We start from the raw sequence: 24,614 nt of genomic DNA, 5'->3' as shown, positions 1-24,614 counted from the left end.
GCTTTTCCTGCCATCGCGCGTCGCCGAGCACCCGCGTGCGGCATGAATACACGCAATCATGAGCGGGCTTCCTGCTCCCAGGGCTCGTCCTCTTCGCCCAGTTCGCCGGCGATCCTTTCCACCGCCCGAATCGAGGCATCGTGGAAGGGGTTCAGAACCAGGTCGGCACCGGCCTTGTAGAGGGTGCGGGCATCGAGGAGATCGGTGCTGGGTAGGGCAAACCTGCCCCTGAAGCCGGCTTCGCGAAAGGCCTGCATCATGGCCAGGCGCGGGTCGCTCTGCCCCGGCGGCACGCGATGGGGCGGTGTCGCCAGCACGATCCACGAAACGCCTTCAAGGCGCAAGCTGGCGGGAAACTCCGGATCTCCGGCATCGCCGTAGGTGCCGGGCAGGCCGCGGGCGGTCCAGCGCCGCAGGGCCTCGGGATCGAAGTCGACTCCGAGCACGGTCTGACCGCGATCGTGCAGGCCGCGCGCGATGCCGCGACCGTAGCGGCCGAGGCCGAAGAGGATGGTGTCGAAGTTGGTGGGGCCCTGGACCGCCTCGGCCGCGTCCTCGCGGAAGGGATGGCGTCGCTCGAAGGGTTTGATCATGGGCTCGACGAGGGAATAGAGCCGCTGGCTGTGCACGATCATGTAGGTCGAGAGTGTGATGGTCACGAGGCCGACCAGAGTCACAAGCCCCATGGCCGAGGGGCCGACATGGCCGAGGGCCAGCCCCATGGCCATGAAGATCAGGGAGAACTCGCTGATCTGGGCCACGGTCAAGCCTGCCAGCAGGCCGGTGCGCCGCCGGTAGCCCATGTAGCCCATGATGGCGAGCACGATCAGCGGATTACCGATCAGGACGAAGAGGGAGAGTATGAGGGCAGCCGGCAGTTCGTTGCCCAGCATGCCCAGATCCAGTCGCGCGCCCAGGCCGACGAAGAAGAAGAGCAGCAGGAAGTCGCGCAGGCTGGACAGGCGCGCAGCGATGGCCTCGCGAAAGGGGGAGGAGGCGAGACTGACGCCGGCCAGAAGGCCGCCCAACTCCTTGCCGAAACCCAGCAAGTCCCCCACGGCGGCCAGCACCACAGCCCAGGCGATGGCGAAGGTCACCAGCAGTTCCGGACTGCGGGCCAGGCGGCGCAGCAGCGGGTCGGCGCCATAGTAGATGAAGAGCACGACTCCGGCGACCATCGCCACACCGCCGAGCAGCACCCGCAGCAGGGCCAGGCCTCCGCCGTCGCCGGCTGCAGCCCCGACGCCGACAGCCGAGAGGATCACCATCGCCAGCACCACGGCGATGTCCTGGACGATGAGGAAACCAAGCGCGATTCGCCCGTGCAGGGAATCGATTTCGCGTTTGTCGGACAGCAGCTTCACGACGATGATTGTGCTGGAGAAGGTGAGGGCCACGGCGACGTAGGTGCTGGTCACCCAATCCATGCCCAGGGCCAGACAGATCAGGAATCCGATGCCTGCCGTGAAGGCCACCTGGCCCAGTCCGGTGGCGACGGCGACGGCGCCAAGGGTGCGCACCAGACCGACGTCCAGCTTGAGACCGACAAGAAAGAGCAGCAGCGCCACGCCGATCTCGGCCAGCAGTTCGATGTGGTCGGCCGACTGGGCGAGGCCGAGCACGTCAGGTCCGGCGATGATCCCGGCAGCGATGAAGGCGACGATCAGGGGTTGCCGCAGCAGCAGGGCTGCAAAGCCGACCACCGCCGCCAAGGCGAGCAGGCCGGCCACCTCGATGAAAACCGATGCGATTTCGTGCTCCAAGTCGATGCCCCCGCTGCGATCGATGCTTACCGAGTCTGCCCCATTGGCGCTTTCATGCCAGGCATTGAAAGCTCAGCCGAGATAAAAGCTACATGAGGGACTGGTTGTTTGCATGACCGATATCAAAGCGCCTCGAACAGGCGCCTCGTGCCCGTTTCTTGGCGTCATGCACCATTGCGACCGGAAACCTGGCCCGAACCCGAATCGAGCGGCGTTGCACTCTTTCGCGCCAGGCGCTATCCACCGCGCCCATGTCACACCTCGTCATAGCCGTCGACGGACCGGCCGCTGCAGGCAAGGGCACGCTGTCCCGGCGTCTCGCCGTTGCGCTCGACCTGGCCTACCTCGACACCGGCAGCATCTATCGCGCCGTGGCAGCCCGGCTGCTCGAAGCCGGCGGCGATCCGGCCGATCCCGAGCAGGCGGCCGCCATCGCTGCGCAATTGGACCCAGCCGACCTGGACCGGGAGGATCTGCGCAGCGAGGCCGCTGGTGCCGCGGCTTCCTGCGTTTCCGCTCATCCGGCCGTGCGCACTGCTCTGTTGGATTTCCAGCGCCGTTTTGCGGGCAATCCGCCAGGCGAGCACGCCGGAGCCGTGATTGACGGCCGTGACATCGGCACCGTGGTCTGCCCCGATGCGAGCGTGAAGCTCTTCGTCACCGCCAGCATCGAGGCCAGGGCGCGGCGGCGCTATGAAGAGTTGCTCGCGCGCGGGGAGAAGGTTATATACGCCGAGGTTCAGGCCGAGATGCAGGCGCGCGACGCCCGGGATCGGGATCGCGACGTCGCGCCTTTGCGTGCGGCAGACGATGCCGTCACCTTGGACACCACCGACCTGAGCGCCGAGGCAGTCTTTCAGGCTGCCTTGGAGATCATTGCCGAAAAGACGGGGCGTTCGCTTGCCGCCATCGGCAAACCGGTGCCAAGCGAACCGAACTAAGGATAAGCCCGGGCCACATCCGGGAAGACCGCCGGAGACAACCGGCAGGCCCGAAACCGAGTGTTTGAAAGGACAGACTGAATGACCACCGAGACTGCGGCCCAGCCGCAAATGAAAGAATCTTTTGCCGCCCTGCTCGAAGAGAGCCTGGGCACCGAGGACGGCCTTGAAGGCAACGTCCTGCGCGGGCGCGTCGTCGCCATCGACAACGATGCCGTCGTCGTCGACGTCGGACTGAAGTCCGAAGGCCGCATCCCGCTGCGCGAGTTTTCCAAGGCCGGGGAAGATGCCGAGCTGAAGGCCGGCGATTTCATCGAGGTCTTCCTGGAGCGCATGGAAGACAAGAACGGCGAAGCGATGCTGAGCCGCGAGAAGGCTCGCCGCGAGGAAGCCTGGAACCAGCTCGAGAAGGCCTTTGGCGAGAGCCGCCGTGTGACCGGCCAGATCTTCGGCCGGGTCAAGGGCGGTTTCACTGTCGATCTCTCGGGCGCCGTCGCCTTCCTGCCGGGCAGCCAGGTCGACATCCGCCCGGTGCGCGACGTCACGCCGCTGATGCACACGCCGCAGCCCTTCCAGATCCTCAAGATGGACCGCTCGCGCGGCAACATCGTGGTGTCCCGCCGCGCCGTGCTCGAGGAGGATCGTGCCGAGCAGCGCAGCGAGCTGATCGCCAACCTGAAGGAAGGCCAGATCCTCACCGGCGTGGTGAAGAACATCACCGATTACGGTGCCTTCGTGGACCTGGGTGGCGTCGACGGCCTGCTGCACGTCACCGACATCTCCTGGCGTCGCATCAACCACCCGACCGAGGCCCTGTCCATCGGTCAGCAGGTGCAGGTGCAGATCATCCGCTTCAACCCGGAGACCCAGCGCATCAGCCTCGGCATGAAGCAGCTGGAGGCCGATCCCTGGGAGGGTGTGGCCGCCAAGTATCCGGTCGGCGCCAAGTTCCTGGGCCGCGTGACCAACATCACCGACTACGGCGCCTTCGTGGAGCTGGAGCCGGGCATCGAGGGTCTGGTGCACGTGTCCGAGATGAGCTGGACGAAGAAGAACGTCCATCCGGGCAAGATCGTCTCCACCTCCCAGCAGGTCGAGGTCATGGTGCTGGATGTGGACGAGGAGAAGCGTCGCATCTCGCTCGGCCTCAAGCAGACCATGGCGAACCCCTGGGAAGACCTTGTGGAGAAGTTCCCGCAGGGCTCCGTGCTCGAGGGCGAGGTCAAGAACATCACCGAGTTCGGTCTCTTCGTTGGCCTGCCCGGCGAGATCGACGGCATGGTCCACCTCTCCGACCTCGATTGGGAGCGTTCGGGTGAGGAAGCCGTGCAGGACTATGCCAAGGGCATGGTCGTGAAGGTGAAGCTCCTCGAAGTCGACGTCGAGAAGGAGCGGATCAGCCTGGGCATCAAGCAGCTCGAGTCCGATCCCTTCGAAGCGGCTGCCGACGGCATCAAGAAGGGCGATGTGGTCACCTGCACCGTGCGTGAGGTTCAGGACAACGGCATCGAGGTCGAACTGGCCGACGGCGCCACGGGCTTCATCCGCAAGGCGGAGCTGTCCAAGGAGCGCAGCGAGCAGCGTCCGGACCGCTATGCAACCGGTGAGAAGCTCGATGCCAAGGTGACCGCGGTCGATCGCAAGACCCGCCGCATCACCCTGTCGATCAAGCAGCTGCAGATCCAGGAAGAGAAGCAGGCCATGGCCGAATACGGCTCCACGGAGTCGGGTGCCAGCCTGGGCGACATCCTGGGGGCGGCCATCGCCAAGCAGCGCCAGGAGCAGAAGACCGACGACTCGGCCGAGAGCTGAGCGCCTCGTCAGGCTTCTGACATGACAAGAGGGCGCCGATCTTCGGATCGGCGCCTTTCTTGTATCTTCTTGTTCTGAAAGGCATCGTTGACCGCTTAGCGGGCCTCTGGCAGGCTAAGGCTTCGCACATCGGGCCGGGACTCCTCCGGCCCGTCATTGCCATCCTTGTCGAACGCGGCAGGGCCTTGTCGGGAACACGGCATGACGAAGTCCGAGCTGATCCAGCGTATTGCCGAGCGCAATCCGCATCTCTATCAGCGCGATGTTGCGCGCATCGTGAACACCATCTTCGATGAAATCGGCAGCGCATTGGAGCAGGGCGATCGCGTGGAACTGCGCGGTTTCGGCGCCTTCTCCACCAAGCAGCGGGACGCGCGGACCGGACGGAACCCCCGCACAGGCGACACGGTTGACGTCGATGCCAAGGCCGTTCCCTACTTCAAGACCGGCAAGCAGCTCCGTGAGCGGCTGAACGGTGGCTAGGACACTCACCAAGAGGAAGGGCGCCGAACCGTGCGACGGTTGAGCTGGATTATTACCATTCCTTTGTTGGTGATTGCGGTGATCTTCGCGATCGTCAACCGGCAGCCCGTGGACGTGCAACTCTGGCCGTTCGAGATCGCGCTGCAGGCACCGCTGTTCCTCGTGGTGCTGCTGGCGATATTCGTCGGCTTCGTGCTGGGCGGCATCGCGAGCTGGCTTGCGGCCGGACGCAAGCGGCGTGCGCAGCGCGACGAGCGTGAGCGTCTGCGGCGTCTGGAGCACGAAGTGGAAACGCTCCGCCGCAGCCGCGGCCAGCCGGCCCTGCCGGCGAGCACCAGCCACTGATTCGATCCGCCCTGTCCTGCAACGGTTAAGCGTAACGGTGCCCCATGCGTAATTTCTCCGCCGAGGAAACCCACAAGGCCCTGGATTTCCCTTCGCTGGTGGAGGCGCTGCGGGAGGCGTTCCGCAGCGACATCGAAGTGCCGGTGCGCCACCATCACACCATGGCGCGGGCCGAGGAGCCGGATGCCACTCTGCTGCTCATGCCGGCCTGGCAGGGTGAGCGTTATGTCGGCATCAAGATCGTCACCGTCACGCCTGGCAATTCGAGTCGCTCTCTGCCCGCGATCCTTGGGGTGTATCTGCTCAATGACGGGCGAACCGGTGCGCCCCTGGCCCTGATCGACGGCCCCATGCTGACCCTCCGGCGCACGGCAGCGGCCTCGGCCCTGGCGGCAGACTACCTTGCCCGGCCGGACAGCGAGCGGCTCCTGATGGTGGGCACGGGAGCCCTCTCGACCCACCTGATCGAAGCCCATGCCGCCGTGCGGCCGATCCGTTCGGTCTCCGTCTGGGGGCGCAATCCTGAGAAGGCCCGTGCGGTGGCCGCGTCGGTCGACCTGCCGGGAATCGATGTCACGGCCGTTGAGTCGCTGGAGGCTGCGGTGCCGGAGGCCGATGTCATCTCCTGCGCCACCCTGTCGACGGAACCCCTGGTCAAGGGCGCCTGGCTGCGGCCGGGCCAGCACCTGGATCTGGTGGGCGCCTTCACCCCGGGAATGCGCGAAAGCGACGACGAGGCCGTTCGGCGCGCCGAGGTCTATGTGGACACGCGCGCCGGCTGCCTGAAGGAAGGCGGCGACATCGTCCAGCCCCTGACCGATGGCGTGATGACCGCAAACGATGTCGTGGCCGATCTGCTGGACATGACCGCCGGGCGCCATGCGGGACGCAGCAGCGCCGAGGCGATCACGCTCTTCAAGTCCGTCGGCACGGCGGTGGAAGACTTCGCTGCCGCGCAGTTGGTGGTGGAGCGGACGGACGGGTGATGACCCAGTCCTGTCCGCCGGGCATGGAGCGGGTCTTCGTTGGCCTGGACACTCCGGACTACGCCCGTGCCCAGGATCTCGTAGAGCAGCTTTCCGGGCTGGTGGGCGGTTTCAAGCTGGGCAAGGAGTTCCTGGCGGCACAAGGACCCAAAGCGGCGCGTGAAGTGGTTGGCGCGGCGCCGCTCTTCCTTGATGTGAAGTACCACGACATCCCGAACACCGTGGCTGCGGCCCTGCGCGCCCTCGCGCCGCAAGAACCGGCCATCGTCAATGTCCATGCCTGCGGCGGGCCGGCCATGCTGCGTGCCGCCGCCGAGGCGGTCGAGCGCGCCGCGCAGGACCACGGCAAGCCTCGCCCCTGGCTGATCGCCGTCACGGTGCTCACCAGCCTGGACGATGCGGACCTGGCCGCTGTTGGCCAAAGTGGCCCGGTGGCGGATCAGGTGGTGCGCCTGGCCCGATTGGCACAGGATTGCGGGCTGGACGGCGTGGTCTGTTCGCCGCGGGAGATCGCGGCACTGCGGGCTGCCTGTGGGCCGGACTTCAAGCTGGTGGTGCCAGGGATCCGCCCGGACTGGGCGGCGGCCGGCGATCAGAAGCGGATCATGACGCCGGCCGAGGCCGTGGCGGCGGGAGCTGACCGCCTGGTGATCGGCCGGCCAATCACCGCTGCGCCCGATCCTGCCGAAGCAGCGCGACGCATCGCTACGGAAATCGCCGCCGCGCAGATCGCGTGAGGCCGAGTCTGCTTGCTCCCCGGCGTGCCGACCACTAGATCAAGCTCAGGAAAGCGAAAGAGGGTGGCCGTGACGAGCGAGAATGAACCGGATTTTTCCCGCTTGCCGGACGCGCGCCCCCTGGCTGCCCTGTCCTTGCGTGAGACGATACGTGAAATCTTCGCCCTGCTGTATCTCAATGCCGGCGCGATGGCGCGGCTCGCCCTGCTGCCGGTGTCGATCGCCTTCGGGCTGACCGCTGTTGCGCTCTATTTCTCCCTGGGAGCCGGCTTTCACTTCTTCGTCGTCGGGGCCAAGCTCTATCTTCTGGTCTGGTTCGCGGGCTCGGTCTTTCGGCTGCTGCTGTTGGGACCGGGGCCGGAACTGGCGCGTCCACTGCCCAACTGGCGGCCGGCAGATGGGCGTCTGGCGCTGCGTGGCCTGGGTGTGATGGCCATCGCCATGCTGGTGACCCTGCCGGCGAGCTTCATCTTCGGGTCTATGGGCGGCGGTTTGGGGCCGGATGGGCCGCAACCCGGGCCCTGGATCCTGGGGCCACTGATCGTGGCCGCCATCACCACGCTCGGGCTCAGCTTCACCCTGCCGGCGGCAGCGCTTGGCCGTGGCTACGGCTACAAGCGCGCTTGGCGCGAATCACGCGGTGCCCTGGCGCCCCTGTTCGGACTGTTCGTGGTCATCGTGCTTCCTGTGGATCTGGCGATTGCCCTGATCGACCTGCTGCTGTTGCAGCTTCAACTTGCCACCAATCTCGTGATCCCGCGTGCGGCCGTCGGCACGGCGGCCAACTATCTCTCGGTCGCGCTGGCGTCCACCGTGCTCGCGGTGGCCTTTGCCAAGCGTACCGGCTGGCAGCGGCCGGGCGGGCAACAGCCGCTCATGAGGATGCAGGCATGACGGTTGACTGCAAGATCTGCGGCATCAGGGACCCCGAGGCGTTGCAGGCTGCCGTGCAGGGCAGGGCGCGCTGGGTCGGCTTCGTCTTCTTTCCGCGCTCCCCGCGTTCGCTGACGCCCGAGCAGGCTGCCGTCCTGGCCGCGGAAGCGGCAGGCCGGGTGGAGCGGGTCGGCCTCTTCGTCGACCCCGACGATGCCCTGCTGGACGCCACGCTCGGCCGGGTCGATCTCGATATGCTGCAGCTGCACGGCAGCGAAACGCCGCGCCGCGTGGCCGAGATCCGCGCCCGCTGGGGCCTGCCGGTGATGAAGGCGATCAAGATCGCCAGGGCCGAGGACCTTGCGGTGGTCCCGGACTATGCCGAGGTGGTCGACCGCATCCTTTTCGATGCCAAGGCGCCCAAGGAGATGGTGGATGCCCTGCCGGGCGGCAATGCGCTCAGTTTCGACTGGCGGCTGCTGGCCGGGCGGCGCTGGCCCAAGCCCTGGATGCTCTCCGGCGGCCTCGACCCTGACAATCTCGCCGAGGCCGTGGCGCTCACCGGAGCGGAAGCCGTCGACGTGTCTTCGGGGGTGGAGGCCCGGCCGGGTGTCAAGGATCCCGCGCGCATAGCGGCCTTTCTTTCCGCAGCCCGGCAAGTCTAGCGCGGGGGGATTGGCCCTTCGGGGCGTAGCGCTTATGTTTCGCTCTATATGACCCAGCACGAATCCGATATCGAACGCTTCAAGCGCGTCACCGAGGCGACCATGCGGGCCCTGGCGGAGCGGGACGACCTGACCGTGGCCTTTTCGCCCGGCGGCCATGGCTTGTCCGGCACGGAAGCGCGTCTGCCGATGCCGGCGCGCGATCTGCCGGCGGAAGAAGTGGCCCTGGTGCGGGGCTCGGCCGACTCGCTTGGTTTCAAGCTGCGCCACCACGATGCCGGGCTGCATGCGGAGCAGCAGCCCCAACCGGGTGAGGCGCGCGAGATCTTCGATGCGGTGGAACAGGCCCGCTGCGAAGCCCTGGGCATGCGGCGCTTCGGTGGAAGCGCGGCGAATCTCGATGCCGCACTGCAGGAGAATCTGCGCAACCGCGGTCTCAATCGGGCGCAGAGCCATGAGGAGATCCCGCTGAGCGAGGCCCTGCGGTTGCTGGCCCGCGAGCGGCTGAGCGGCCGGCCCCTGCCCCGGGAGGCCCAGCGCCTGGTTGAGGTCTGGAAGCCGCACCTGGACCCGCAGGCGCTGGAGGACTTCGCCCAGCTGCCGGATCTGGCGGAGGACCAGCAGGGCTACGCCAAGGCCATCCGGCGCATGCTGCAGCATCTTGCTCTCGACAGCCTCGACGACCAGGATCCCCTGGAGGACGAGCAGGAGAGCGAGGGCGAGAACCAGCCGGACGACTCCATGCAGAGCCGCGGCGAGAGTGGCGAGCAGGACTCCTCCGAGGCGAGCGCTTCCGAAGAGGGCGAGAGCGCGGAAGCCGAAGAGGCCGGCGAGGCGGAAGACGGTGGTGAGGTCGATCCCGAGGGCGACATGATGGCCGCCGAAGGGGATGACAAGCCGGGCAGCCAGGCCCGCCGACCAAACTGGGATGGCCAGAACGAAAAGGCCAATGACGGCTACCGGGCCTATCTCACAGAGTTCGACGAGGAGGTGGTTGCGGCTGAGCTGTGCGATCCTGAAGAGTTGGCGCGCCTGCGCCATCTGCTGGACCAGCAGCTGAACACGCTCCAGGGCGTGGTGGCCCGCCTGGCCAATCGCCTGCAGCGCCGCCTGATGGCCAAGCAGACCCGGGCCTGGGAGTTCAACATCGAGGAAGGGATCCTGGATACCGCCCGTCTGGCGCGGGTCGTGGTCGATCCCACCCACGCGCTCAGCTTCAAGCGCGAGTTGGATACCGACTTCCGCGACACGGTCGTCACCCTGCTGATCGATAACTCGGGTTCAATGCGCGGCCGGCCGATCTCCGTGGCGGCGCTGAGCGCGGATATACTGGCGCGCACCCTGGAGCGCTGTGGCGTGAAGGTGGAGATTCTGGGTTTCACCACACGCATGTGGAAGGGTGGACACAGTCGGGAGCGCTGGATCGCTGCCGGCAAGCCGCCGCTCCCGGGGCGTCTCAACGACCTGCGGCATATCGTCTACAAGGACGCCGACATGCCCTGGCGCCGGGCGCGCAAGAACCTCGGATTGATGCTGCGCGAAGGCATTCTGAAGGAGAACATCGACGGCGAGGCGATCCTCTGGGCGCACAGCCGCCTGTTGGCCCGTGCCGAGCAGCGTCGCATCCTGATGGTGATTTCCGACGGTGCGCCGGTCGACGATTCCACCTTGTCGGTCAATCCGGGCAATTACCTGGAACGCCACCTCCGCGAGGTGATTCATTACATCGAGACCCGCAGCCCGGTGGAACTGATCGCGATTGGCATCGGCCACGATGTCACCCGTTACTATCGCCGGGCTGTGACCATCGTCGATGCCGAGCAGCTCGGCGGCACCATGCTGGAGAAGCTGGCCGAACTCTTTGACGAGGAGGGGGCCCAGATGGCAGGGCGCGGCGGGGCCCGGCGCGGAGGAACCACGCGGGCCGCCGCTCGCTGAAGCTGCTCGCTTGAGATGAGTCCGGAGTTCTGAGGCCGGTTCAGGCCTTGCCCATCAGGGCCTTCTTCCGCGTCGCCATCTTGTCTCCCAGCTGCTGGAGCGCGTCCTTGCTCAGGCTCTCGCGCGCCATCTTGAACATCATCTCCTCTTCCTCTTCCACATGGTGCTCCACCAGTTCCTTGAGCACCTTGGCCCGGCCGGAGAACTGGACGCTTTGCGGATCGGTCTTCTGCAGGTCCGGTATGATCATTTCCTCGACCGCCCGGTGCTCCTCAAGCGCTTCGTGGTAGAGCTTGAGATGCTCCTTGCCGTTGGCGTCGCGGAAGGCCGGATAGAAGATTTCCTCCTCAAGCGCCGTGTGAACCTTCAATTCAGTTGCGATCTGAGCCAGGAGGTCTTGACGGCTCTTCTCGGCGCGTTCGGTGGTGCTGGCCAGCTTGGTAAGAAGATCGCGGACCTTGGAGTGATCTTCCTCGAGCAGCGCAATGGCGTCCTTGGGCATGTCGGGCCTCCCTGCTGGTGTGAAACACTGCGGGAAGTAACCCGTCGCGGTGCAGAGGGTTCCAAGACTGGTCCGATACTGGGGCGCGTCAGGCTTTGGGGAACACCTGGCGCGTGGGCAGAATGCGCACTTCGCGGAAGAGCCCGGCGCGCGCATAGGGATCGCCGCTGGCAAAAGCTTCGGCCGACCCCCGGTCGGGCACGTCGAGCACCAGCAGGCTGCCGGCCGGCGCGCTCTCGTCCTCGTCGAGCAGCGGGCCGGCGTAGACCAGCTGATCGGCGTGGGCGTCCAGGTAGGCGAGATGATCCGGGCGGTGTTGCATGCGCAACTCCAACTGGTTCGGCTTGTCGTGACAGATCAATGCGAACAGCATTTCCCGGGGCTCCCTGCGCGTTCAGGTGAAAAGCCTAACCTGATTTGCGGTGGGCCGCCAAGCGGCCTCTGCAACGGCTCAGGACGCGCGTTCGCGAGCGATTGCTGGCGGTGCCACCCTGTCGGGTGCGCTCAGACTGTCCAGCGGCCAGCGCGGGCGGGCGGGAAAGTCCAAGCCGTCGACGGCACCCAGGCGAAATCGCTCCAGCCCCGCCCAGGCTATCATGGCGGCATTGTCAGTGCAGAGCGCCATTGGCGGCGCGATCAGTTCGGTGCCCTGGGACTGCGCCACATGTGAGAGGCGGGCACGCAAGGTGGCATTGGCCGCAACGCCGCCGGCCACCACCAGCGGCCCGGCCTGGCCGGTTTCCGCCTGGAAGCGCGCCAGCGCGCGGACAGAACGGTCGGCGAGGACGTCGGCAACTGCCGTCTGGAAGGCTGCGGCCAAATCGGCCCTGTCCTGCGCCGTGACGGGTTCAAGCTTGCCGAGCGCATTCCGCACGGCGGTCTTCAAGCCGGAGAAGGAGAAGTCGCAGCCCGGGCGGCCCACCATGGGCCGAGGCAGTGCGATCCGATCCGGATCACCGCTGTGGGCGTGGCGTTCCACGGCGGGGCCGCCGGGATAGCCCAGGTCGAGCAGCTTCGCCGTCTTGTCGAAGGCTTCGCCCACGGCATCGTCGATGGTCCCGCCAAAGCGGCGATAGCGGCCCACGCCCTCGACCGCCAGCAGCTGGCAATGGCCGCCGGAGACCAGCAGCAGCAGGTAGGGGAAGGGCAGGTCATGGGTGAGGCGGGCGGTCAGGGCGTGGCCCTCCAGATGATTGACCGCCACGAAGGGCTTGGCGTGGACCGCGGCAATGGCCTTGGCTGTCATCATGCCGACCATGACCCCGCCGATGAGACCGGGGCCGGTGGTCGCGGCAATGGCATCCAGATCGGGAAAGCCCACGCCGGCCTCGCGCAGCGCCTTGGCCACCAAGGCGTCGATCCGCTCCAGATGACTGCGCGCGGCGATCTCCGGCACGACGCCGCCGTAGAGACGATGCTCTTCCAACTGTGTGAAGACGAGGTTTGCGCGCAGCCGCTCGCCCACATCCGCGTCGGAAACGACGGCGGCGGCGGTTTCGTCGCAGGAGGTCTCGATACCTAGGATCAGCATGATGCTTGTGTAACATGGGGGCGGGCAGGAGACATGGCAAAAGCCGACGAAGGCGGCATAGCCGCGGTTTGTGCATGGCAGGCAGGCGGCCTATAAGGGCGGCCTGTTTTGACCGTTGTTTTTCCGGAGGCCTTCATGCCCCTGCTTCGTCTCGGTTCCCGCGGCAGTCCCCTGGCCTTGGCCCAGACGGAAGAGACCAAACGCCGCCTGGCGGAAGCGCATCCGGAACTTGCGGCGCCTGACGCCGTTGAAATCGTCGTGATCAAGACCACCGGCGACCGCGTCCAGGATCGCCCCCTGTCGGAGATCGGCGGCAAGGGGCTTTTCACCAAGGAGATCGAGGAGGCGCTGTTCGACTCGCGCATCGACGTGGCCGTGCATTCGATGAAGGACATGCCGACCTGGCCGCCGGAGTCACTGGAATTGGCCACTTATCTCCCGCGTGAGGATCCGCGTGACGCTTTCTTCTCTCCGCACTGCCGTCGAATTGTGGATCTGCCCCTGGGCGCGGTGGTGGGAACGTCGAGCCTGCGGCGACAAAGCCAGGTCCTGGCGCTGCGGCCGGATCTGCGCGTCGTCTCCCTGCGCGGCAATGTCGACACGCGCCTGCGCAAGCTGGCGGCGAAAGAAATCGATGCGACGCTCCTGGCCCTGGCGGGCTTGCGTCGGCTGGGGCGGGACGACCGACCGCACAGTGTACTCGAAACGAATGAAATGCTGCCGGCCGTTGGACAGGGCGCGATCGGCCTGCAATGTCGTAAGGCGGACGTGCGTACGCAGACGTGGCTCCGCAGCCTTGACGACAAGCCGACACGCCAGCGGGTCGAATCAGAACGCGCCTGCCTCGCCGTGTTGGACGGCTCCTGCCGTACGCCCATCGCTGCCTTGGCAGAGTGTACGCAGGAGGGGAGTATGCGCCTGCGCGCGCTGGTGGCGACCCCTGACGGAGCCCGGGTCTGGCAGGGCGAGGAGACCGGACAGCAGGTAGACTTTCTGCGGCTGGGGCAGGGGTTGGGTCAAAGGCTGCGCCTGGAGGCCGGGGAAGAGTTTTTCGCATCCCTGGCGTCCCACTGATGCGACTCTTGGTCACACGGCCGCGCGAGGATGCCGGAGAGACCATGGCTGCACTGGATCGGCTTGGCCATGAGGGGGTGAGCGAGCCGCTGCTGCGCCTGCGCAGCCTCGCTGTGGTATGGCCGCCGCGCGCCGAGCTGCAGGCGCTCGTGATCACAAGCCGCAACGGGCTGCGGGCCTATCTGGCCGATGAGCCCGATCGCACTCTTCCGGTCTATGCCGTGGGCCCGGGCAGCGCCGACGAAGCGCGCCGCGCCGGCTTTGCCGAGGTGCATGACGCCGACGGCGACGCCCACGCGCTCGCCGGTCTGATCCGTCGCTCCCTCGATCCCCAAGGCGGGGCGCTGCTGCATCCCTCTGGCCGCGATGTTGCGGATGGCTTGAGCGCGCCTCTGCGCGCTGCGGGTTTCGATCTGCGCCGCTGTGTGGTTTACGCGGCCGATGCTGCCGAGGACTTATCACACGATTGTGTCAGCGCCCTGGCAAGGGGTACGCTTGACGGCGCGTTATTCTTCTCCCCTCGTACAGGCGCAACTTTTGCTGCCTTGATCGAAGGGGCAGGATTGCAGCAGGCTTGCGGTGCAATGACGGCGTACTGTTTGAGCGACGCCGTCGCCCAAACGGTGGATTCAATGCCGTGGCACTCAATTCGTACGGCCGCGGCGCCGAACCAGGCGGCATTGTTGAGCCTGCTGCCGGCACAGACAGAAGCGGAAGGGCGATCATGAGTGACGACCGGGACGAGACCCCAGGTGGCGAAGAGGGCGGCGGGAGCGCTGCGGAGCGGATAATCGCGCGCTTTGGCGGTATTCGTCCCATGGCGGCAAAGCTGGGTGTGGCCGTTTCCACCGTTCAGGGTTGGAAGATCCGCGGTCACATCCCGCCCGCGCGTCGATCACAGATCGAACAAGCAGCGGAAGAGCAGGGGCTGGAACTGGAGGAAAGCGACCTCGAAGCAGCCTTCTCCTCCGGCGGCGATGCCGGTGACGAGGCAGAAGCTGACGCCGCCACCCGGGAGTCCCACGCGGAGGCTGGCCACGGCGGCACCTCCCTGGAAACGGAACAATCCGATGCCACCCCCTGGCGCAGTGTCGGAGAGGAGGCGGACAAGGCCTCGGAGCGTGGCGGAGCGACTGGAACCGCGGACGCACCGCCGGCGCGGACCAGCCCGTTTCCCGCCATGCTGTTGGGCGGGGTTCTGGTGGCTGCCGGCGCGGTGATTGCCATCCTGCTGAGCGATCTCTGGATGCCGCGGGATGAGCCGCCAGCGGCGGCAGCGGTCGAGGCGCTGGAGCGGCGCATGGAGCGCCTCGAGGACCAGCGGATCGACGGTGAGGGCGCCAGCGAGATGCAGCGCGCCATCGAGCAGGCGCGCAGTCGCCTGGAAGAAATGGATGGCCGATTGGCCAGTGTCGAGGGCAGCGCCGGTGAGGGGTCAGGCGAACTTGAGTCCCTGCGGACGGTGACCGAGCGCCTGTCGGAGCGCCTCGAGGGTGTGGAAACCACGCTGGGGGCCGATGACGAGGAATCGCGGGTCGGTGCCCTGGAAGCACGGTTGCAGGAACTGGCCGGCCGCATTCAGGAGGTGGCTGAGACGCCTACCGAGGCCGACGAGATCACCCAATCGCGGCTGGAATCTCTGGACGGGCGCATCGAAGGGGCGGCCGGCCGGATCGAGGCGCTCGAGGCCCGCTTGCGCGATGCGCTCGACGAAGTGGCCGCGGCACGTGCGCGCGTCGGCGAGGAAACGGTGATTGCCCTGGCGGCGGGCCAGCTCCGTGAAGCCTTCCGCACCGGCCGGCCCTATTCCGAAGAACTCGACGGCCTGCGCCAACTTGCCGGCCAGGATGAAGACATCGAGGCCGTTCTGGAACGCCTCGAGCAGCAGGCCGAGGTCGGTGTGCCGACGCTCGCCGCGCTCCAGTCCAGCTATGCGGAGGCGGCCCAGCGCGCGGTCACCGCCGAGCGGGCGGAAGGCGCCGACAGCGAATGGCAGGGGATGCTCTGGGAGCGGGTCTCGGACCTCATCTCCGTGCGGTCCGTGGGCGAGCCCGAGGGCAACGACGCGGAAGCCATCCTGGCCCGCGCCGAAAGCCGCCTGGACGGTGGAGACGTGGCCGCGGCCCTGGCTGAGCTCGACGCACTCGAGGGAGCGCCTGCCGAAGCGATGAGCGCCTGGCGCGCCCGCGCGGAGAGCCGTCTGGAGGCCGAGGCTGCCCTGGGGGAACTGGGCCGTGTCTCCCTGAATCGCCTGAGCGGCGGGGAGGGCTGAGGCCATGTGGCGCGGCATCTTCTTCTTCATCAAGCTGGCGATCCTGGTCGCCGTTGCCGTCTGGCTCGCGAACAACCCTGGGCAGGTGGCTTTCGAGTGGCTGGGATACCGGATTGATACCAGCATGGCGCTGCTCGTCCTGGCGTTGGCCGTGCTGGCAGTGGTGATCGTCCTGCTCTACCACCTGTTCCGTGGGCTGGTCGGGGCACCGGGCGGTGTGCGTCGCGGCTTCGGCCGCCGCCGGGAGCGTCTTGGCCAGGAGGCGCTGACTCAGGGGCTGGTGGCCGTGCATGTCGGCGATACCAAGGGTGCGGAACGCTGGTCGCGCAAGGCGTCGAGCCTGCTCGAGCCGCAGCCGGTGCTGAAGCTGCTGCAGGCACAAACCGCGCAACTTTCCGGCGATGAGGCCTCGGCGCGCAAGCACTACACCGAAATGCTCCAGGCGGAGGAAACGCGAGTCCTGGGCCTGCGCGGCCTCACCATACTTGCGTTGCGCGAGGGCAACGAGGCCGAGGCGCGGGAGTATCTGGATCGGGCCCGGGCGCTGCAACCCGATGCGCCCTGGGTCCTGGGCAACCTCTTCGAACTCAGCGAAAAGAGTGGCGACCTGCCCACGGCGGAAGCGGTCATGCTGGAAAGCGAGCGCCAGGGCGTGTTGCCCAAAGCGGAAGCGCAGCGCAAGCGGGCCGTCATCATCTACGAGCGGGCCGAGGCAGCCTTGGTCGAGGGCGACAAGGAAACGGCGGAGAGCAAGGCCCGTGCCGCGGCCAAGCTGGAGCCGGACCTGGTTGCTGCGACGCTGCTTCAGGTGCGCCTGCTTGCGGAGCGTGGCCGCAAGCGCAAGGCTGCGACGCTGCTTGAAGAGGCCTGGCAGCGTGCGCCCCATCCGGACCTGGCGGATGCCTGGCTGGACCTCTATGGCGATGTCGCACCCCTGGATCTGGCAAAGCGGGCCACCGCCTTTGTGCAGGGCCGTAGCGAGGATCGCGAAAGCCGCATCCTGCAGGCGCGGGTGGATCTGCGCGCCGAGCTTTGGGGTGAAGCGCGCCGCCATCTGACGCCCTTGAGCACGGAGGTTCCTCCCGAGCAGCGGGTCTGCCGCTTGATGGCGGAAATCGAGGAGGGCGAGCACGACGAGGCGGCGGGCAAGGAGTGGCTGCGGCGCGCAACCGTGGCGGTTCCCGATCCGGCCTGGCTCTGCGAGACCTGTGGCGCCATTTCCCCGAACTGGACGCCCCACTGCGGCGCCTGCGGCAGTCTGGATACCCTGCGCTGGCGCACGCCGCCGCATCTGGCCCCTTCGGTCCCGGCCGTTGTGGAGGCGGTCGAGGCAGAGACCGTCGATCTGGACGAGGAGGAAACCTCTCCCAGTCCGGCCGCTGCCTGACCGGGGTCCGGCCGCGGCTCAGTCGGGGTGACCGCCCTGAGACGCTGCCGGCACGGCAAGGGACGTCGGCGCCTCCTGGTCCCTCGCAGGGTTGTCGAGCAGCGTTGCCAGGGTGGTGCTGTCCAGAACCGCTGTCGTGGCAGCGTGGGCCTTGGCGAAGACCCGGCGCATGCCGCAGCGCGCCTCATCGGGGCAGTCGCTGCAGCGGCGATAGGCGGTGCGGCTGAGGCAAGGCAGGGGCGCCATCGGCCCGTCGATCCCGCGTACCACCTGACCGAAGGTGATTTCCTCCGGCCGCTTCAGGAGGCCGTAGCCGCCACCGCGGCCGCGCCGACTGTAGACGAGGCCTTGGTGCTTCAGGTCGAGCAGGATCTGTTCGAGGAACTTGTGCGGAATGCGTTCGCAGGCCGCGATCTCCGAGATCATCACTGTCTGCTGCGCGGGCAGGCGCGCCAGCGCCATAAGGGCACGCAAGGCGTAGCGCGCCTTCTGCGACATCATTCCGCGTCAATCCGATCTGTCTTCAGAATGTTGGGGGCAGAGCCTAACATCTATGCCGTGAAGGTCACCCTTTTTAACGCGGGGTGTTCGCCGCCAGTTCGGCCTGCCTGGCCCGCCAGCGGCGCCAAAGCAGATAGCCACCCCAGACCAGCAGCGCCTCCACCAGCACGACGCCCAGCAGCACTGGCAGGGCCAAGCCATCTTCTCCCAGCGGACTGGCTTCCAACAGATAGCCAGCCAGAACGAAGGCCCCGTTCCAGCCGAGAATTCCGATGAAGGTAGGCAACAGCACGCCCTTTGCCGGCACGCGAAGCACGCCGGCGGGGAAGGTGGCAAAGATGCGCACTGTGGGCACAAGCTGCGTCAGCGCCAGCAGCAGCCGGCTGTGCCTGCGGTATCCGCGGGCCGCCTGGTCGTAGGCGCGTGGCGTCAAGCCCAGCCAGCGACCGCGTCGTGCGATGAAGTTGTCCACGCGATCCGGCCCGACGGCGTGGCCCAGAGCATACCAACCCAGGCTTCCGAGGAAGGAGCCGAGCACGCTGGCGAGAATAGCCGCCTCAACGCCATAGGCACCTTCCGCGGCGGCGATGCCGCCCAGTGCGAGAACGGCGTAAGACGGCAGGATAGGCAGGAAGCGCTCACTCGCCATGACGGCGGCCAGGGCAATCAGGCCGCCCACCTCCAGCCAGTGTATGAGAAAGGCTTCCAAGGTCGGGATTCCGCGCAGCGGCCGCTTGCGGCCATATACACCGCTTCATTTAGCCATAGCCGTGGGGCGGGACAACGGACGCACGTGCAGGTCAGCCTTGCGCGCTCTCCGTCTTGCGCGCGGCCAGGCGCTGCATCACTGCCCGCCTCGGCTCCCAGACCTCGCCGTGCTCGTAGCCCAGCACCTGGAGCCGGTGGCGCACCATCTCCAGCAGCTCCCCCGGCGCCAGCAGGAAATCGGGATTTCGAGGACGGCCGAAACGTTCATTGCCCTGGGCAAAGGTCTCGTAAAGCAGCAGCCCGCCCGGTGCGAGCAGGTCCGGCAGGCACGGCAGCAAATGCCGATGCAGATAGTTCGTGACGATCACGCCGGCGAAACGTCGCCCCTCAAGCGGAAAGGGCGAGCCATCCTCCAGATCGGCCTCGATCAATTCGGCGTCAGTGACGTTCGCCAGGTCGCCAAGCGGGCTGATATCCCGGTCCAGTCCGGTCACTGGGTGCCCCATGGCGCGCAGCAGTCGCAGATGGCGACCGCTGCCGCAGGCGAGATCGAGCACGGCCCCGCCCCGCGGAATCAGCGGCGCGAAGCGACAGATCCAAGCGGAGGGCCGGGGCAATCCCGGCGCGTGATCTTTACTTGTTGCCATGGCGATGCCATTTAGCAGTCAGTGCAACCTCTTACGCAACACCTGTGATGATCCGATACGCCCTCGCCTGCGACAACGCTCACGGCTTCGAATCCTGGTTTCGCAATTCCGAGGCCTTTGACACGCTTTCAGCCAGCGGCAACGTCAGCTGTCCCCACTGTGGTTCGACTGCGGTGAGCAAGGCCCTGATGGCGCCGCGCGTGGGCAAGGAGGTGGTGGAGAACCAGCAGCAGGCCCCGATGTCGGCCACGGAAACGCCTCCGACCAACCAGGCCGTCATGGCGCAGGCTGAGAAACTGCGTCAGTTGCTGCAGGCAGTGCGGCGAAAGGTGGAAGAGAACTGCGACTATGTCGGCACGAACTTTGCCGAGGAGGCGCGGCGGATCCACTACGGTGAAACCGAGGAACGCGCCATCTACGGCGAAAGCTCCCAGGAAGAGGCCGAAGCGCTGGCGGACGAGGGCATCGACTTCGCTCAAGTTCCCTGGGTGCCGCGCGAAGACGCCTGAAAGCGATCTGATCCGCAATCATCGAGATCGGTCAGTGGCAGGCGCTCGATCGCCTGCCTCGCAGGGTCATCAGCATTTCGCACGATCGCTGCGGTGATCGCGCTGATTACAGCGTCTCGGCTGGATCAAGCCGCTGTCGCTTCTGCCTCACGAAATGTGACCATTCGGCCGCGTGCTTCGTCCCACAGCACGAATCGCACTGCATGCAAGCCGTCCCGGAAGGAGTGGGTCGTGGCATCCTGCAGCGCCGGTTCCGCCTCGTGGCACTCCTGAAGCCGGTAATTGGGGATGCGCGGGTTCAGGTGATGCACATGGTGGTACCCGATATTGCCAGTGAACCAATTCAGGATCGAGGGCAGGCGCAGGTAGGTCGAACCGCGCAAAGACGCGGAGACGGCGTCCCATTCATCGTGGCGGGCCCAGATCGTCGTTTCACCGCGGTGCTGGATGGAGAACAGCCAGACACCGATGATCGACGCCAGTACGATGATCGGGATGTGCACGGCCGCAACCTTGCCGAATCCCAGCAGCAATCCCAACGCTCCAAAGAGCACAATCAGCGCTGCGTTGGTGACATAGACGGCGTTGCGCTCATGCCGCCATTCCTTCGGAGTATCGAAGGGAAAGCGGTAAAGTCCGAGGAACACCAATGGAGGCAAGAGAATGTTGGCCACCAAGGGGTGACGGGTCGCCCGGTACATCCAGCGTCGAAACGGGGACAGCGCGCGATATTCAGCCACGGTCAGACAGGCTGAGTAGATATCCGCACCGCTGTTGCGGCGATCGAGATCGTTCCAGACCCCGTGGTGGCCGGCGTGTTGTCGCCGCCATGCTGCGTAGGGGGTGAGGGTCAGCAGGCTGCATGCGAAACCGAGCAGGTTGTTTGCGCGCCGCCCCTGGAAGAAGGACAGATGTCCGCAATCGTGCTGGATAATGAAGATGCGCATCAGAAATCCGGCAGCCAGCGGCGCCAGCACCAGCGGGAGCCAGTAGGACACGCTGCTCAGAATGTACATCGCGATGCAGGTTGCGAAGAAGCCACCGAATGAGGTGATGGCCTGAGCGACGCTCTTGCTTAGGATCGGTGCCTGGAAGCGGCGTGCGCTCTGGCGAAGTTGGGTCGAGTCACTCATAAGTCTCAGTCATCACCTTAGGGAAAGATGGGCCAGTGCCACTGCGGCAAGTGCATGTTCTTTCAGGGGATAATCGCCCCGGAACTTGCCATCGACGGTCACCTCCCACATGCCATCCCTCTCCTTGAGCTGAACGCGATCGGGTCGAGTGTCAGGAGAAGACGATCGCGCGGACGCTCGCTTGCGTCCCAGAGCCCTTGCCGACGTGATCGTTGAATTGGAGATCGCTTGGCCTTCCGAACGTTGGGGAGCGGGCGGTACCCCGAGGTGCATGACCGCACGGATGAATTCTTCAGCATAGTCGTCGACATCCCTGTAGGCATGCTCGTGACGGGTCATTGCCATCGGCTCGACGAATCGTTGCCTGAGGTGGTCGACAAAGCGCGGCTCAGTCCGGGCCATGTAGGCGAGAAGGGATTGGAGGATGCGCTCGTGGGCCAGAACCCGCCTTTCAAGGTCAGTTGACTCTGGTGGCGAGGGAGAAGGGTCTGCTGTTGTGGGGGCCATGAGTTGCATCATCCTTGCTGAATTGAGAGTATTCACCCGTTCTGCTTTGCCGCTCCACTCCGTATCTTACAGGCAGAAAAACTGAGTTTACCAACCCTCGGGTAAACCTACCGCGCGTGCTTTTATCAAGTCTTCATCGCAGCTATCGCCAATAAGATATCGGTCTTTAGTCAGATGAAAATTAATCGCTCGTTAATATACTTTCTCAGAAGCCATGCGCGATGATTCATCAGAAACGCATTCCGCTCTATCTGATGACGAGTGATTGCTTGCGCGTTCGTGGCAATAAACACACTTATTATATGGTAATAATTTATGACAGAACAAGGGCTCTGTGATAGGTAAGCCAATCGCCTTGCACGCAGAGGGGAATGAGGGCTGGCAGAACTGGATTTTAGCGCTTTACCGGTGAGCTGATGCTATCGGACTGAAGGTATCGCAGGTGTCGCGCCGGACCAGCGCTGCCCACCTTCTTTTCCCGTCGTTGCCACCTTTGCCCCATGCTTGATTGGTCCTGCCGCCCCTTGCTGCTTCCCCCGGCGCTCGCACAGGCATTTGTGCTGGGTCGCCAAAGGCTCCTTCACGCGCGGGACCAGGAGTCTTTGGTCGTCGTTGCCGCAATCCCGCTTAGCACCCTGCCAAGCACCGTCATTTCGCAGTGGAAGCCGTCTTCTTTGCCGCTGCTTTCTTTGCTGGAGCCTTCTTTGCCGGGGCCTTCTTTGCCGGGGCCTTCTTTGCGGTGGTTGCCTTGCGTTTGCCTGCTGGAGCCTTGGCCGCCTTCGCGGCGATCAGGGGCAGGGCCTCGTCCAGCGTGATCGCCTGTGGGTCGCTGTCCTTGGGCAGGGTCGCATTGATCTTGCCGTGCTTCACATATGGTCCGTAGCGGCCCGAGTGCACGGTGATCTCACCACCATCCGGGTGCGTTCCCAGGGTCTTCAGCGCGCCGCCGCCGCGTTCCACCTTCTGCGCCAGAAGGTCCACGGCGCGGTTGAGCCCGATGGTGAGCACGTCCTCGTCGGCCGGGATCGACTTGTAGGTCTTGCCCTTGCGTACATAGGGGCCGAAGCGGCCGATGCCGGCGGTGACCTCCTCACCCTCGTGCTGGCCCAGTGTGCGTGGCAGGGAGAGCAACGCCAGGGCGCGTTCCAGATCGACCTGGTCCGGCGGCAGGGTCTTGGGCAGCGAGGAGCGCTTAGGCTTCTCACCCTTTGCTGCGGCTTCTCCCAGTTGCACGTACAGCCCATAGGGGCCCTTGCGCAGGGTCACTTCGAGACCGCTTTCGGGGTCGAGGCCCAGCTTGCGCGGTTCGGCGGCGAGATCGCCGCCTTCGCCATCGGCTTGCGCCAGCGGCCGGGTATAGCGGCAATCGGGATAGTTGGAGCAGCCGATGAAGCCGCCGGTCTTGCCGATGCGCAGGCCCAGGCGCCCTTCATTGCAGGTGGGGCAGAGCCTGGGATCCTTGTCCGGGTTTTCCGGATCGACCGGGAAGAAGTGCGGGCCGAGATCGCGGTCCAACGCATCGATCACCTCGGCGATGCGCAGCCCCTTGGTCTCTTCAATGGCAGTGGAGAAGGCGCTCCAGAAGCGGCGCAGTACCTCTTTCCAGTCCTCCCGGCCGCCCGAGATTTCGTCCAGCTGGTTCTCGAGCTGGGCTGTGAAATCATACTCCACGTAGCGCTGGAAGAAGGCCTGCAGGAAGGCGGTGACCATCCGGCCCCGGTCTTCCGGTATGAAGCGCTTCTTCTCCAGCCGCACGTAATCGCGATCCTGAAGTACCTGGAGGATCGAGGCATAGGTGGAGGGACGGCCGATGCCGAGTTCCTCCAGCTTCTTCACCAGGCTGGCTTCGGAATAGCGCGGCGGGGGCTGTGTGAAATGCTGTTCGGTGAGCACGTCGCGCAGATGCAGGTCCTGCCCCTCTTCGAGCTTGGGCAGCCGCGCCTGGTTCTCGTCTTCGGCGTCCTCGTCCCGGCCCTCCTGGTAGAGCTTTAGGAAGCCGTCGAAGAGCGGGATCTGGCCGGTCGCGCGCAGGCGGGTGCGGCCATCGCCGACAGCGATGTCCACCGACACCTGCTCGAAGCGGGCGCTTTCCATCTGGCTGGCCAGGGCGCGCAAATAGATCAGTTCATAAAGCCGCGCCTCGTCCTGTGGCACGAAACGCTGTACTTGCTCCGGTGTACGACGAAAATCGGTCGGGCGTACGGGCTCGTGGGCCTCCTGGGCGTTCTTGGCCTTCGACTTGTAGTGCCGCGGCGCGCCGGGAAGATAGGAATCACCGTATTGCTCGACAATCAGCTCCCGCGCCAGGGAGATGGCCTCGTTGGACATGGCGACGCCGTCGGTCCGCATGTAAGTGATGAGCCCGACCGTCTCGCCATTGATCTCGTGCCCCTCATAGAGCTGCTGCGCCAGGCGCATGGTGCGGGTGGCGCCCAGGCCCAGCTTGCGCGAGGCTTCCTGCTGCAAGGTCGAGGTGGTGAAAGGGGGCTGCGGATGCCGGCGGACCTGCTTGCGTTCCACCGAGGCCACACGGTAGGTGCCGGCAGCGCGAACCACCTCCTCCGCATGGCGGGCAGCGCCCTCGTTGCCCAGGGACAGCCGCTCGATCTTCTCGCCATCGAGCTGTGCCAGGCGCGCCTTGAAGCGACCCTGACCGACCGCTTCCAGTTCCGCCGCAAGCGACCAGTACTCCTGCGGCCGGAAGATCTCGATTTCCGATTCCCGTTCGCAGACCAGGCGCAACGCCACGGACTGCACGCGACCGGCAGAGCGGCTGCCGGGCAGCTTGCGCCAGAGCACCGGCGACAACGTGAAGCCGACCAGGTAGTCCAAGGCGCGGCGCGCCAGATAGGCGTCGATCAGCTCGCGGTTCAGCTCACGCGGATGCTTGAAGGCCTCGATCACGGCGGACTTTGTGATCTCGTTGAAGACCACGCGCTTGACCGGCGTACCTTTTTTCAGCGCCTTGCGCCGCTGCAGTTCCTCGACGATGTGCCAGGAAATCGCTTCGCCTTCGCGATCCGGATCGGTGGCGAGATAGAGCTGGTCGGCCTGTTTCACGGCATGGGCGATGTCGCGCAGGCGCTTCTCGCCACGATCATCGACGCTCCAGGCCATGTCGAAGTCGGCCTCGGGATTGACCGAGCCATCCTTCGAGGGCAGATCGCGGACATGACCATAGCTGGCCAGGACCTCAAAATCCTTGCCCAGATATTTGTTGATGGTCTTGGCCTTGGCGGGGGATTCGACAACGACAACGTGCATGCGGTTTTACTGCGCTATCCAGAAGCAGGGGCGTCC

General features: G+C 65.8%; 24 protein-coding genes. 14 read left to right on the top strand and 10 right to left on the bottom strand.

Annotated elements, in window-relative coordinates; all coding sequences use genetic code 11:
- Positions 1–56: 56 nt before the first annotated feature.
- Entirely contained in the window at positions 57–1,763 is a 1,707-nt protein-coding gene (locus ABZ720_RS11150; protein ID WP_366555602.1) for a cation:proton antiporter, read from the bottom strand.
- A 251-nt stretch (positions 1,764–2,014) separates the two neighbouring features.
- Between ABZ720_RS11150 and cmk the strand changes: the two genes are divergently transcribed.
- From cmk to cobT, 9 genes are all read left to right on the top strand, one after another.
- Positions 2,015–2,704, top strand: coding sequence for a (d)CMP kinase (cmk, locus tag ABZ720_RS11145; RefSeq protein ID WP_366555601.1), 690 nt, complete (start codon positions 2,015–2,017; stop codon positions 2,702–2,704).
- An 81-nt stretch (positions 2,705–2,785) separates the two neighbouring features.
- Entirely contained in the window at positions 2,786–4,516 is a 1,731-nt protein-coding gene (gene rpsA / locus ABZ720_RS11140) for a 30S ribosomal protein S1 (RefSeq protein WP_366555600.1), read from the top strand.
- A gap of 165 nt (positions 4,517–4,681) precedes the next feature.
- Complete coding sequence (gene ihfB, locus ABZ720_RS11135; protein ID WP_366555599.1) at positions 4,682–4,999, top strand: integration host factor subunit beta; 318 nt, start codon at positions 4,682–4,684, stop codon at positions 4,997–4,999.
- A 30-nt stretch (positions 5,000–5,029) separates the two neighbouring features.
- Complete coding sequence (locus tag ABZ720_RS11130) at positions 5,030–5,344, top strand: lipopolysaccharide assembly protein LapA domain-containing protein (protein WP_366555598.1); 315 nt, start codon at positions 5,030–5,032, stop codon at positions 5,342–5,344.
- 44 nt (positions 5,345–5,388) lie between these two features.
- A complete protein-coding gene (gene lhpI / locus ABZ720_RS11125) occupies positions 5,389–6,330 on the top strand; it encodes a bifunctional Delta(1)-pyrroline-2-carboxylate/Delta(1)-piperideine-2-carboxylate reductase (RefSeq protein ID WP_366555597.1) in 942 nt (313 codons plus the stop codon).
- Positions 6,330–7,067, top strand: coding sequence for an orotidine-5'-phosphate decarboxylase (gene pyrF / locus ABZ720_RS11120; RefSeq protein WP_366555596.1), 738 nt, complete (start codon positions 6,330–6,332; stop codon positions 7,065–7,067). Before lhpI ends, pyrF begins: the two co-directional genes overlap by 1 nt.
- 69 nt (positions 7,068–7,136) lie before the next feature.
- Positions 7,137–7,961, top strand: coding sequence for a hypothetical protein (locus ABZ720_RS11115; protein ID WP_366555595.1), 825 nt, complete (start codon positions 7,137–7,139; stop codon positions 7,959–7,961).
- Positions 7,958–8,605: a phosphoribosylanthranilate isomerase gene (locus ABZ720_RS11110; protein ID WP_366555594.1), complete on the top strand. Its 648-nt coding sequence runs from the start codon at positions 7,958–7,960 to the stop codon at positions 8,603–8,605. Before ABZ720_RS11115 ends, ABZ720_RS11110 begins: the two co-directional genes overlap by 4 nt.
- Positions 8,606–8,653: 48 nt before the next feature.
- Positions 8,654–10,543 (top strand): cobaltochelatase subunit CobT, encoded by a 1,890-nt coding sequence (gene cobT, locus ABZ720_RS11105; protein ID WP_366555593.1) that lies wholly within the window; start codon positions 8,654–8,656, stop codon positions 10,541–10,543.
- Between the two features lie 40 nt (positions 10,544–10,583).
- On the opposite strand, the gene ABZ720_RS11100 is transcribed toward cobT, so the two are convergent.
- The 3 genes from ABZ720_RS11100 to tsaD form a co-directional block, all read right to left on the bottom strand.
- Positions 10,584–11,045, bottom strand: a complete 462-nt coding sequence (locus tag ABZ720_RS11100; protein WP_366555592.1) for a PA2171 family ribosome-binding persister protein — start codon at positions 11,043–11,045, stop codon at positions 10,584–10,586.
- Between the two features lie 88 nt (positions 11,046–11,133).
- Positions 11,134–11,418 carry a YciI family protein gene (locus ABZ720_RS11095; protein ID WP_366555591.1) on the bottom strand — a complete coding sequence of 95 codons (285 nt, stop codon included), beginning with the start codon at positions 11,416–11,418 and terminating at the stop codon, positions 11,134–11,136.
- 78 nt (positions 11,419–11,496) lie between these two features.
- A complete protein-coding gene (gene tsaD / locus ABZ720_RS11090; RefSeq protein ID WP_366555590.1) occupies positions 11,497–12,576 on the bottom strand; it encodes a tRNA (adenosine(37)-N6)-threonylcarbamoyltransferase complex transferase subunit TsaD in 1,080 nt (359 codons plus the stop codon).
- Between the two features lie 135 nt (positions 12,577–12,711).
- Here tsaD and hemC point away from each other — a divergent pair, with 135 nt between their 5' ends.
- Genes hemC through ABZ720_RS11070 form a run of 4 tightly spaced genes read left to right on the top strand, consistent with a single transcriptional unit; the run spans position 12,712 to position 17,309 of the window.
- Positions 12,712–13,650 carry a hydroxymethylbilane synthase gene (gene hemC, locus ABZ720_RS11085; protein WP_366555589.1) on the top strand — a complete coding sequence of 313 codons (939 nt, stop codon included), beginning with the start codon at positions 12,712–12,714 and terminating at the stop codon, positions 13,648–13,650.
- Complete coding sequence (locus ABZ720_RS11080; protein ID WP_366555588.1) at positions 13,650–14,378, top strand: uroporphyrinogen-III synthase; 729 nt, start codon at positions 13,650–13,652, stop codon at positions 14,376–14,378. The genes hemC and ABZ720_RS11080 overlap by 1 nt, the downstream gene beginning before the upstream one ends.
- Entirely contained in the window at positions 14,375–15,922 is a 1,548-nt protein-coding gene (locus tag ABZ720_RS11075) for a COG4223 family protein (protein WP_366555587.1), read from the top strand. Before ABZ720_RS11080 ends, ABZ720_RS11075 begins: the two co-directional genes overlap by 4 nt.
- A gap of 4 nt (positions 15,923–15,926) precedes the next feature.
- Entirely contained in the window at positions 15,927–17,309 is a 1,383-nt protein-coding gene (locus ABZ720_RS11070) for a heme biosynthesis protein HemY (RefSeq protein WP_366555586.1), read from the top strand.
- Between the two features lie 18 nt (positions 17,310–17,327).
- On the opposite strand, the gene ABZ720_RS11065 is transcribed toward ABZ720_RS11070, so the two are convergent.
- The 3 genes from ABZ720_RS11065 to ABZ720_RS11055 all read right to left on the bottom strand — a co-directional run bounded on the left by ABZ720_RS11065 (position 17,328) and on the right by ABZ720_RS11055 (position 19,165).
- The gene (locus ABZ720_RS11065; RefSeq protein ID WP_366555585.1) at positions 17,328–17,810 is read right to left on the bottom strand and encodes an RrF2 family transcriptional regulator; all 483 of its coding nucleotides are present in this window, start codon (positions 17,808–17,810) and stop codon (positions 17,328–17,330) included.
- A gap of 73 nt (positions 17,811–17,883) precedes the next feature.
- Positions 17,884–18,519: a DedA family protein gene (locus tag ABZ720_RS11060; protein WP_366555584.1), complete on the bottom strand. Its 636-nt coding sequence runs from the start codon at positions 18,517–18,519 to the stop codon at positions 17,884–17,886.
- Positions 18,520–18,610: 91 nt separating this feature from the next.
- Positions 18,611–19,165 carry a class I SAM-dependent methyltransferase gene (locus tag ABZ720_RS11055; protein ID WP_366555583.1) on the bottom strand — a complete coding sequence of 185 codons (555 nt, stop codon included), beginning with the start codon at positions 19,163–19,165 and terminating at the stop codon, positions 18,611–18,613.
- 47 nt (positions 19,166–19,212) lie between these two features.
- On the opposite strand from ABZ720_RS11055, the gene ABZ720_RS11050 reads away from it, so the two are divergent.
- Complete coding sequence (locus tag ABZ720_RS11050; RefSeq protein WP_366555582.1) at positions 19,213–19,674, top strand: DUF1178 family protein; 462 nt, start codon at positions 19,213–19,215, stop codon at positions 19,672–19,674.
- A gap of 125 nt (positions 19,675–19,799) precedes the next feature.
- Here the strand turns inward: ABZ720_RS11050 and ABZ720_RS11045 are convergent, their stop codons facing one another.
- From ABZ720_RS11045 to topA, 3 genes are all read right to left on the bottom strand, one after another.
- Entirely contained in the window at positions 19,800–20,807 is a 1,008-nt protein-coding gene (locus tag ABZ720_RS11045) for a fatty acid desaturase (protein ID WP_366555581.1), read from the bottom strand.
- 12 nt (positions 20,808–20,819) lie between these two features.
- Positions 20,820–21,314: a hypothetical protein gene (locus ABZ720_RS11040; RefSeq protein ID WP_366555580.1), complete on the bottom strand. Its 495-nt coding sequence runs from the start codon at positions 21,312–21,314 to the stop codon at positions 20,820–20,822.
- A 648-nt stretch (positions 21,315–21,962) separates the two neighbouring features.
- Positions 21,963–24,578 carry a type I DNA topoisomerase gene (gene topA, locus ABZ720_RS11035; protein WP_366555579.1) on the bottom strand — a complete coding sequence of 872 codons (2,616 nt, stop codon included), beginning with the start codon at positions 24,576–24,578 and terminating at the stop codon, positions 21,963–21,965.
- Positions 24,579–24,614 lie beyond the last annotated feature (36 nt).

Source organism: Aquibaculum sediminis, from assembly GCF_040712085.1.
In the GTDB taxonomy this organism is placed as follows: Bacteria; Pseudomonadota; Alphaproteobacteria; order Kiloniellales; family DSM-21159; genus Aquibaculum; species Aquibaculum sediminis.
This window is presented reverse-complemented; position numbering and strand designations above follow the sequence as displayed.

Excerpts from the sequence above, each read along its gene's own strand:
- cmk (WP_366555601.1), top strand. The coding sequence starts at position 2,015 with ATGTCACACCTCGTCATAGCCGTCGACGGACCGGCCGCTGCAGGCAAG.
- ABZ720_RS11100 (WP_366555592.1), bottom strand. The coding sequence starts at position 11,045 with ATGCCCAAGGACGCCATTGCGCTGCTCGAGGAAGATCACTCCAAGGTC.
- ABZ720_RS11080 (WP_366555588.1), top strand. The coding sequence starts at position 13,650 with ATGCGACTCTTGGTCACACGGCCGCGCGAGGATGCCGGAGAGACCATG.
- ABZ720_RS11040 (WP_366555580.1), bottom strand. The coding sequence starts at position 21,314 with ATGGCCCCCACAACAGCAGACCCTTCTCCCTCGCCACCAGAGTCAACT.
- topA (WP_366555579.1), bottom strand. The coding sequence starts at position 24,578 with ATGCACGTTGTCGTTGTCGAATCCCCCGCCAAGGCCAAGACCATCAAC.
- cobT (WP_366555593.1), top strand. The coding sequence starts at position 8,654 with ATGACCCAGCACGAATCCGATATCGAACGCTTCAAGCGCGTCACCGAG.
- tsaD (WP_366555590.1), bottom strand. The coding sequence starts at position 12,576 with ATGCTGATCCTAGGTATCGAGACCTCCTGCGACGAAACCGCCGCCGCC.
- lhpI (WP_366555597.1), top strand. The coding sequence starts at position 5,389 with ATGCGTAATTTCTCCGCCGAGGAAACCCACAAGGCCCTGGATTTCCCT.
- ABZ720_RS11050 (WP_366555582.1), top strand. The coding sequence starts at position 19,213 with ATGATCCGATACGCCCTCGCCTGCGACAACGCTCACGGCTTCGAATCC.
- hemC (WP_366555589.1), top strand. The coding sequence starts at position 12,712 with ATGCCCCTGCTTCGTCTCGGTTCCCGCGGCAGTCCCCTGGCCTTGGCC.
- ABZ720_RS11075 (WP_366555587.1), top strand. The coding sequence starts at position 14,375 with ATGAGTGACGACCGGGACGAGACCCCAGGTGGCGAAGAGGGCGGCGGG.
- pyrF (WP_366555596.1), top strand. The coding sequence starts at position 6,330 with ATGACCCAGTCCTGTCCGCCGGGCATGGAGCGGGTCTTCGTTGGCCTG.
- ABZ720_RS11055 (WP_366555583.1), bottom strand. The coding sequence starts at position 19,165 with ATGGCAACAAGTAAAGATCACGCGCCGGGATTGCCCCGGCCCTCCGCT.
- ABZ720_RS11070 (WP_366555586.1), top strand. The coding sequence starts at position 15,927 with ATGTGGCGCGGCATCTTCTTCTTCATCAAGCTGGCGATCCTGGTCGCC.
- ABZ720_RS11045 (WP_366555581.1), bottom strand. The coding sequence starts at position 20,807 with ATGAGTGACTCGACCCAACTTCGCCAGAGCGCACGCCGCTTCCAGGCA.
- rpsA (WP_366555600.1), top strand. The coding sequence starts at position 2,786 with ATGACCACCGAGACTGCGGCCCAGCCGCAAATGAAAGAATCTTTTGCC.
- ABZ720_RS11095 (WP_366555591.1), bottom strand. The coding sequence starts at position 11,418 with ATGCTGTTCGCATTGATCTGTCACGACAAGCCGAACCAGTTGGAGTTG.
- ABZ720_RS11110 (WP_366555594.1), top strand. The coding sequence starts at position 7,958 with ATGACGGTTGACTGCAAGATCTGCGGCATCAGGGACCCCGAGGCGTTG.
- ABZ720_RS11065 (WP_366555585.1), bottom strand. The coding sequence starts at position 17,810 with ATGATGTCGCAGAAGGCGCGCTACGCCTTGCGTGCCCTTATGGCGCTG.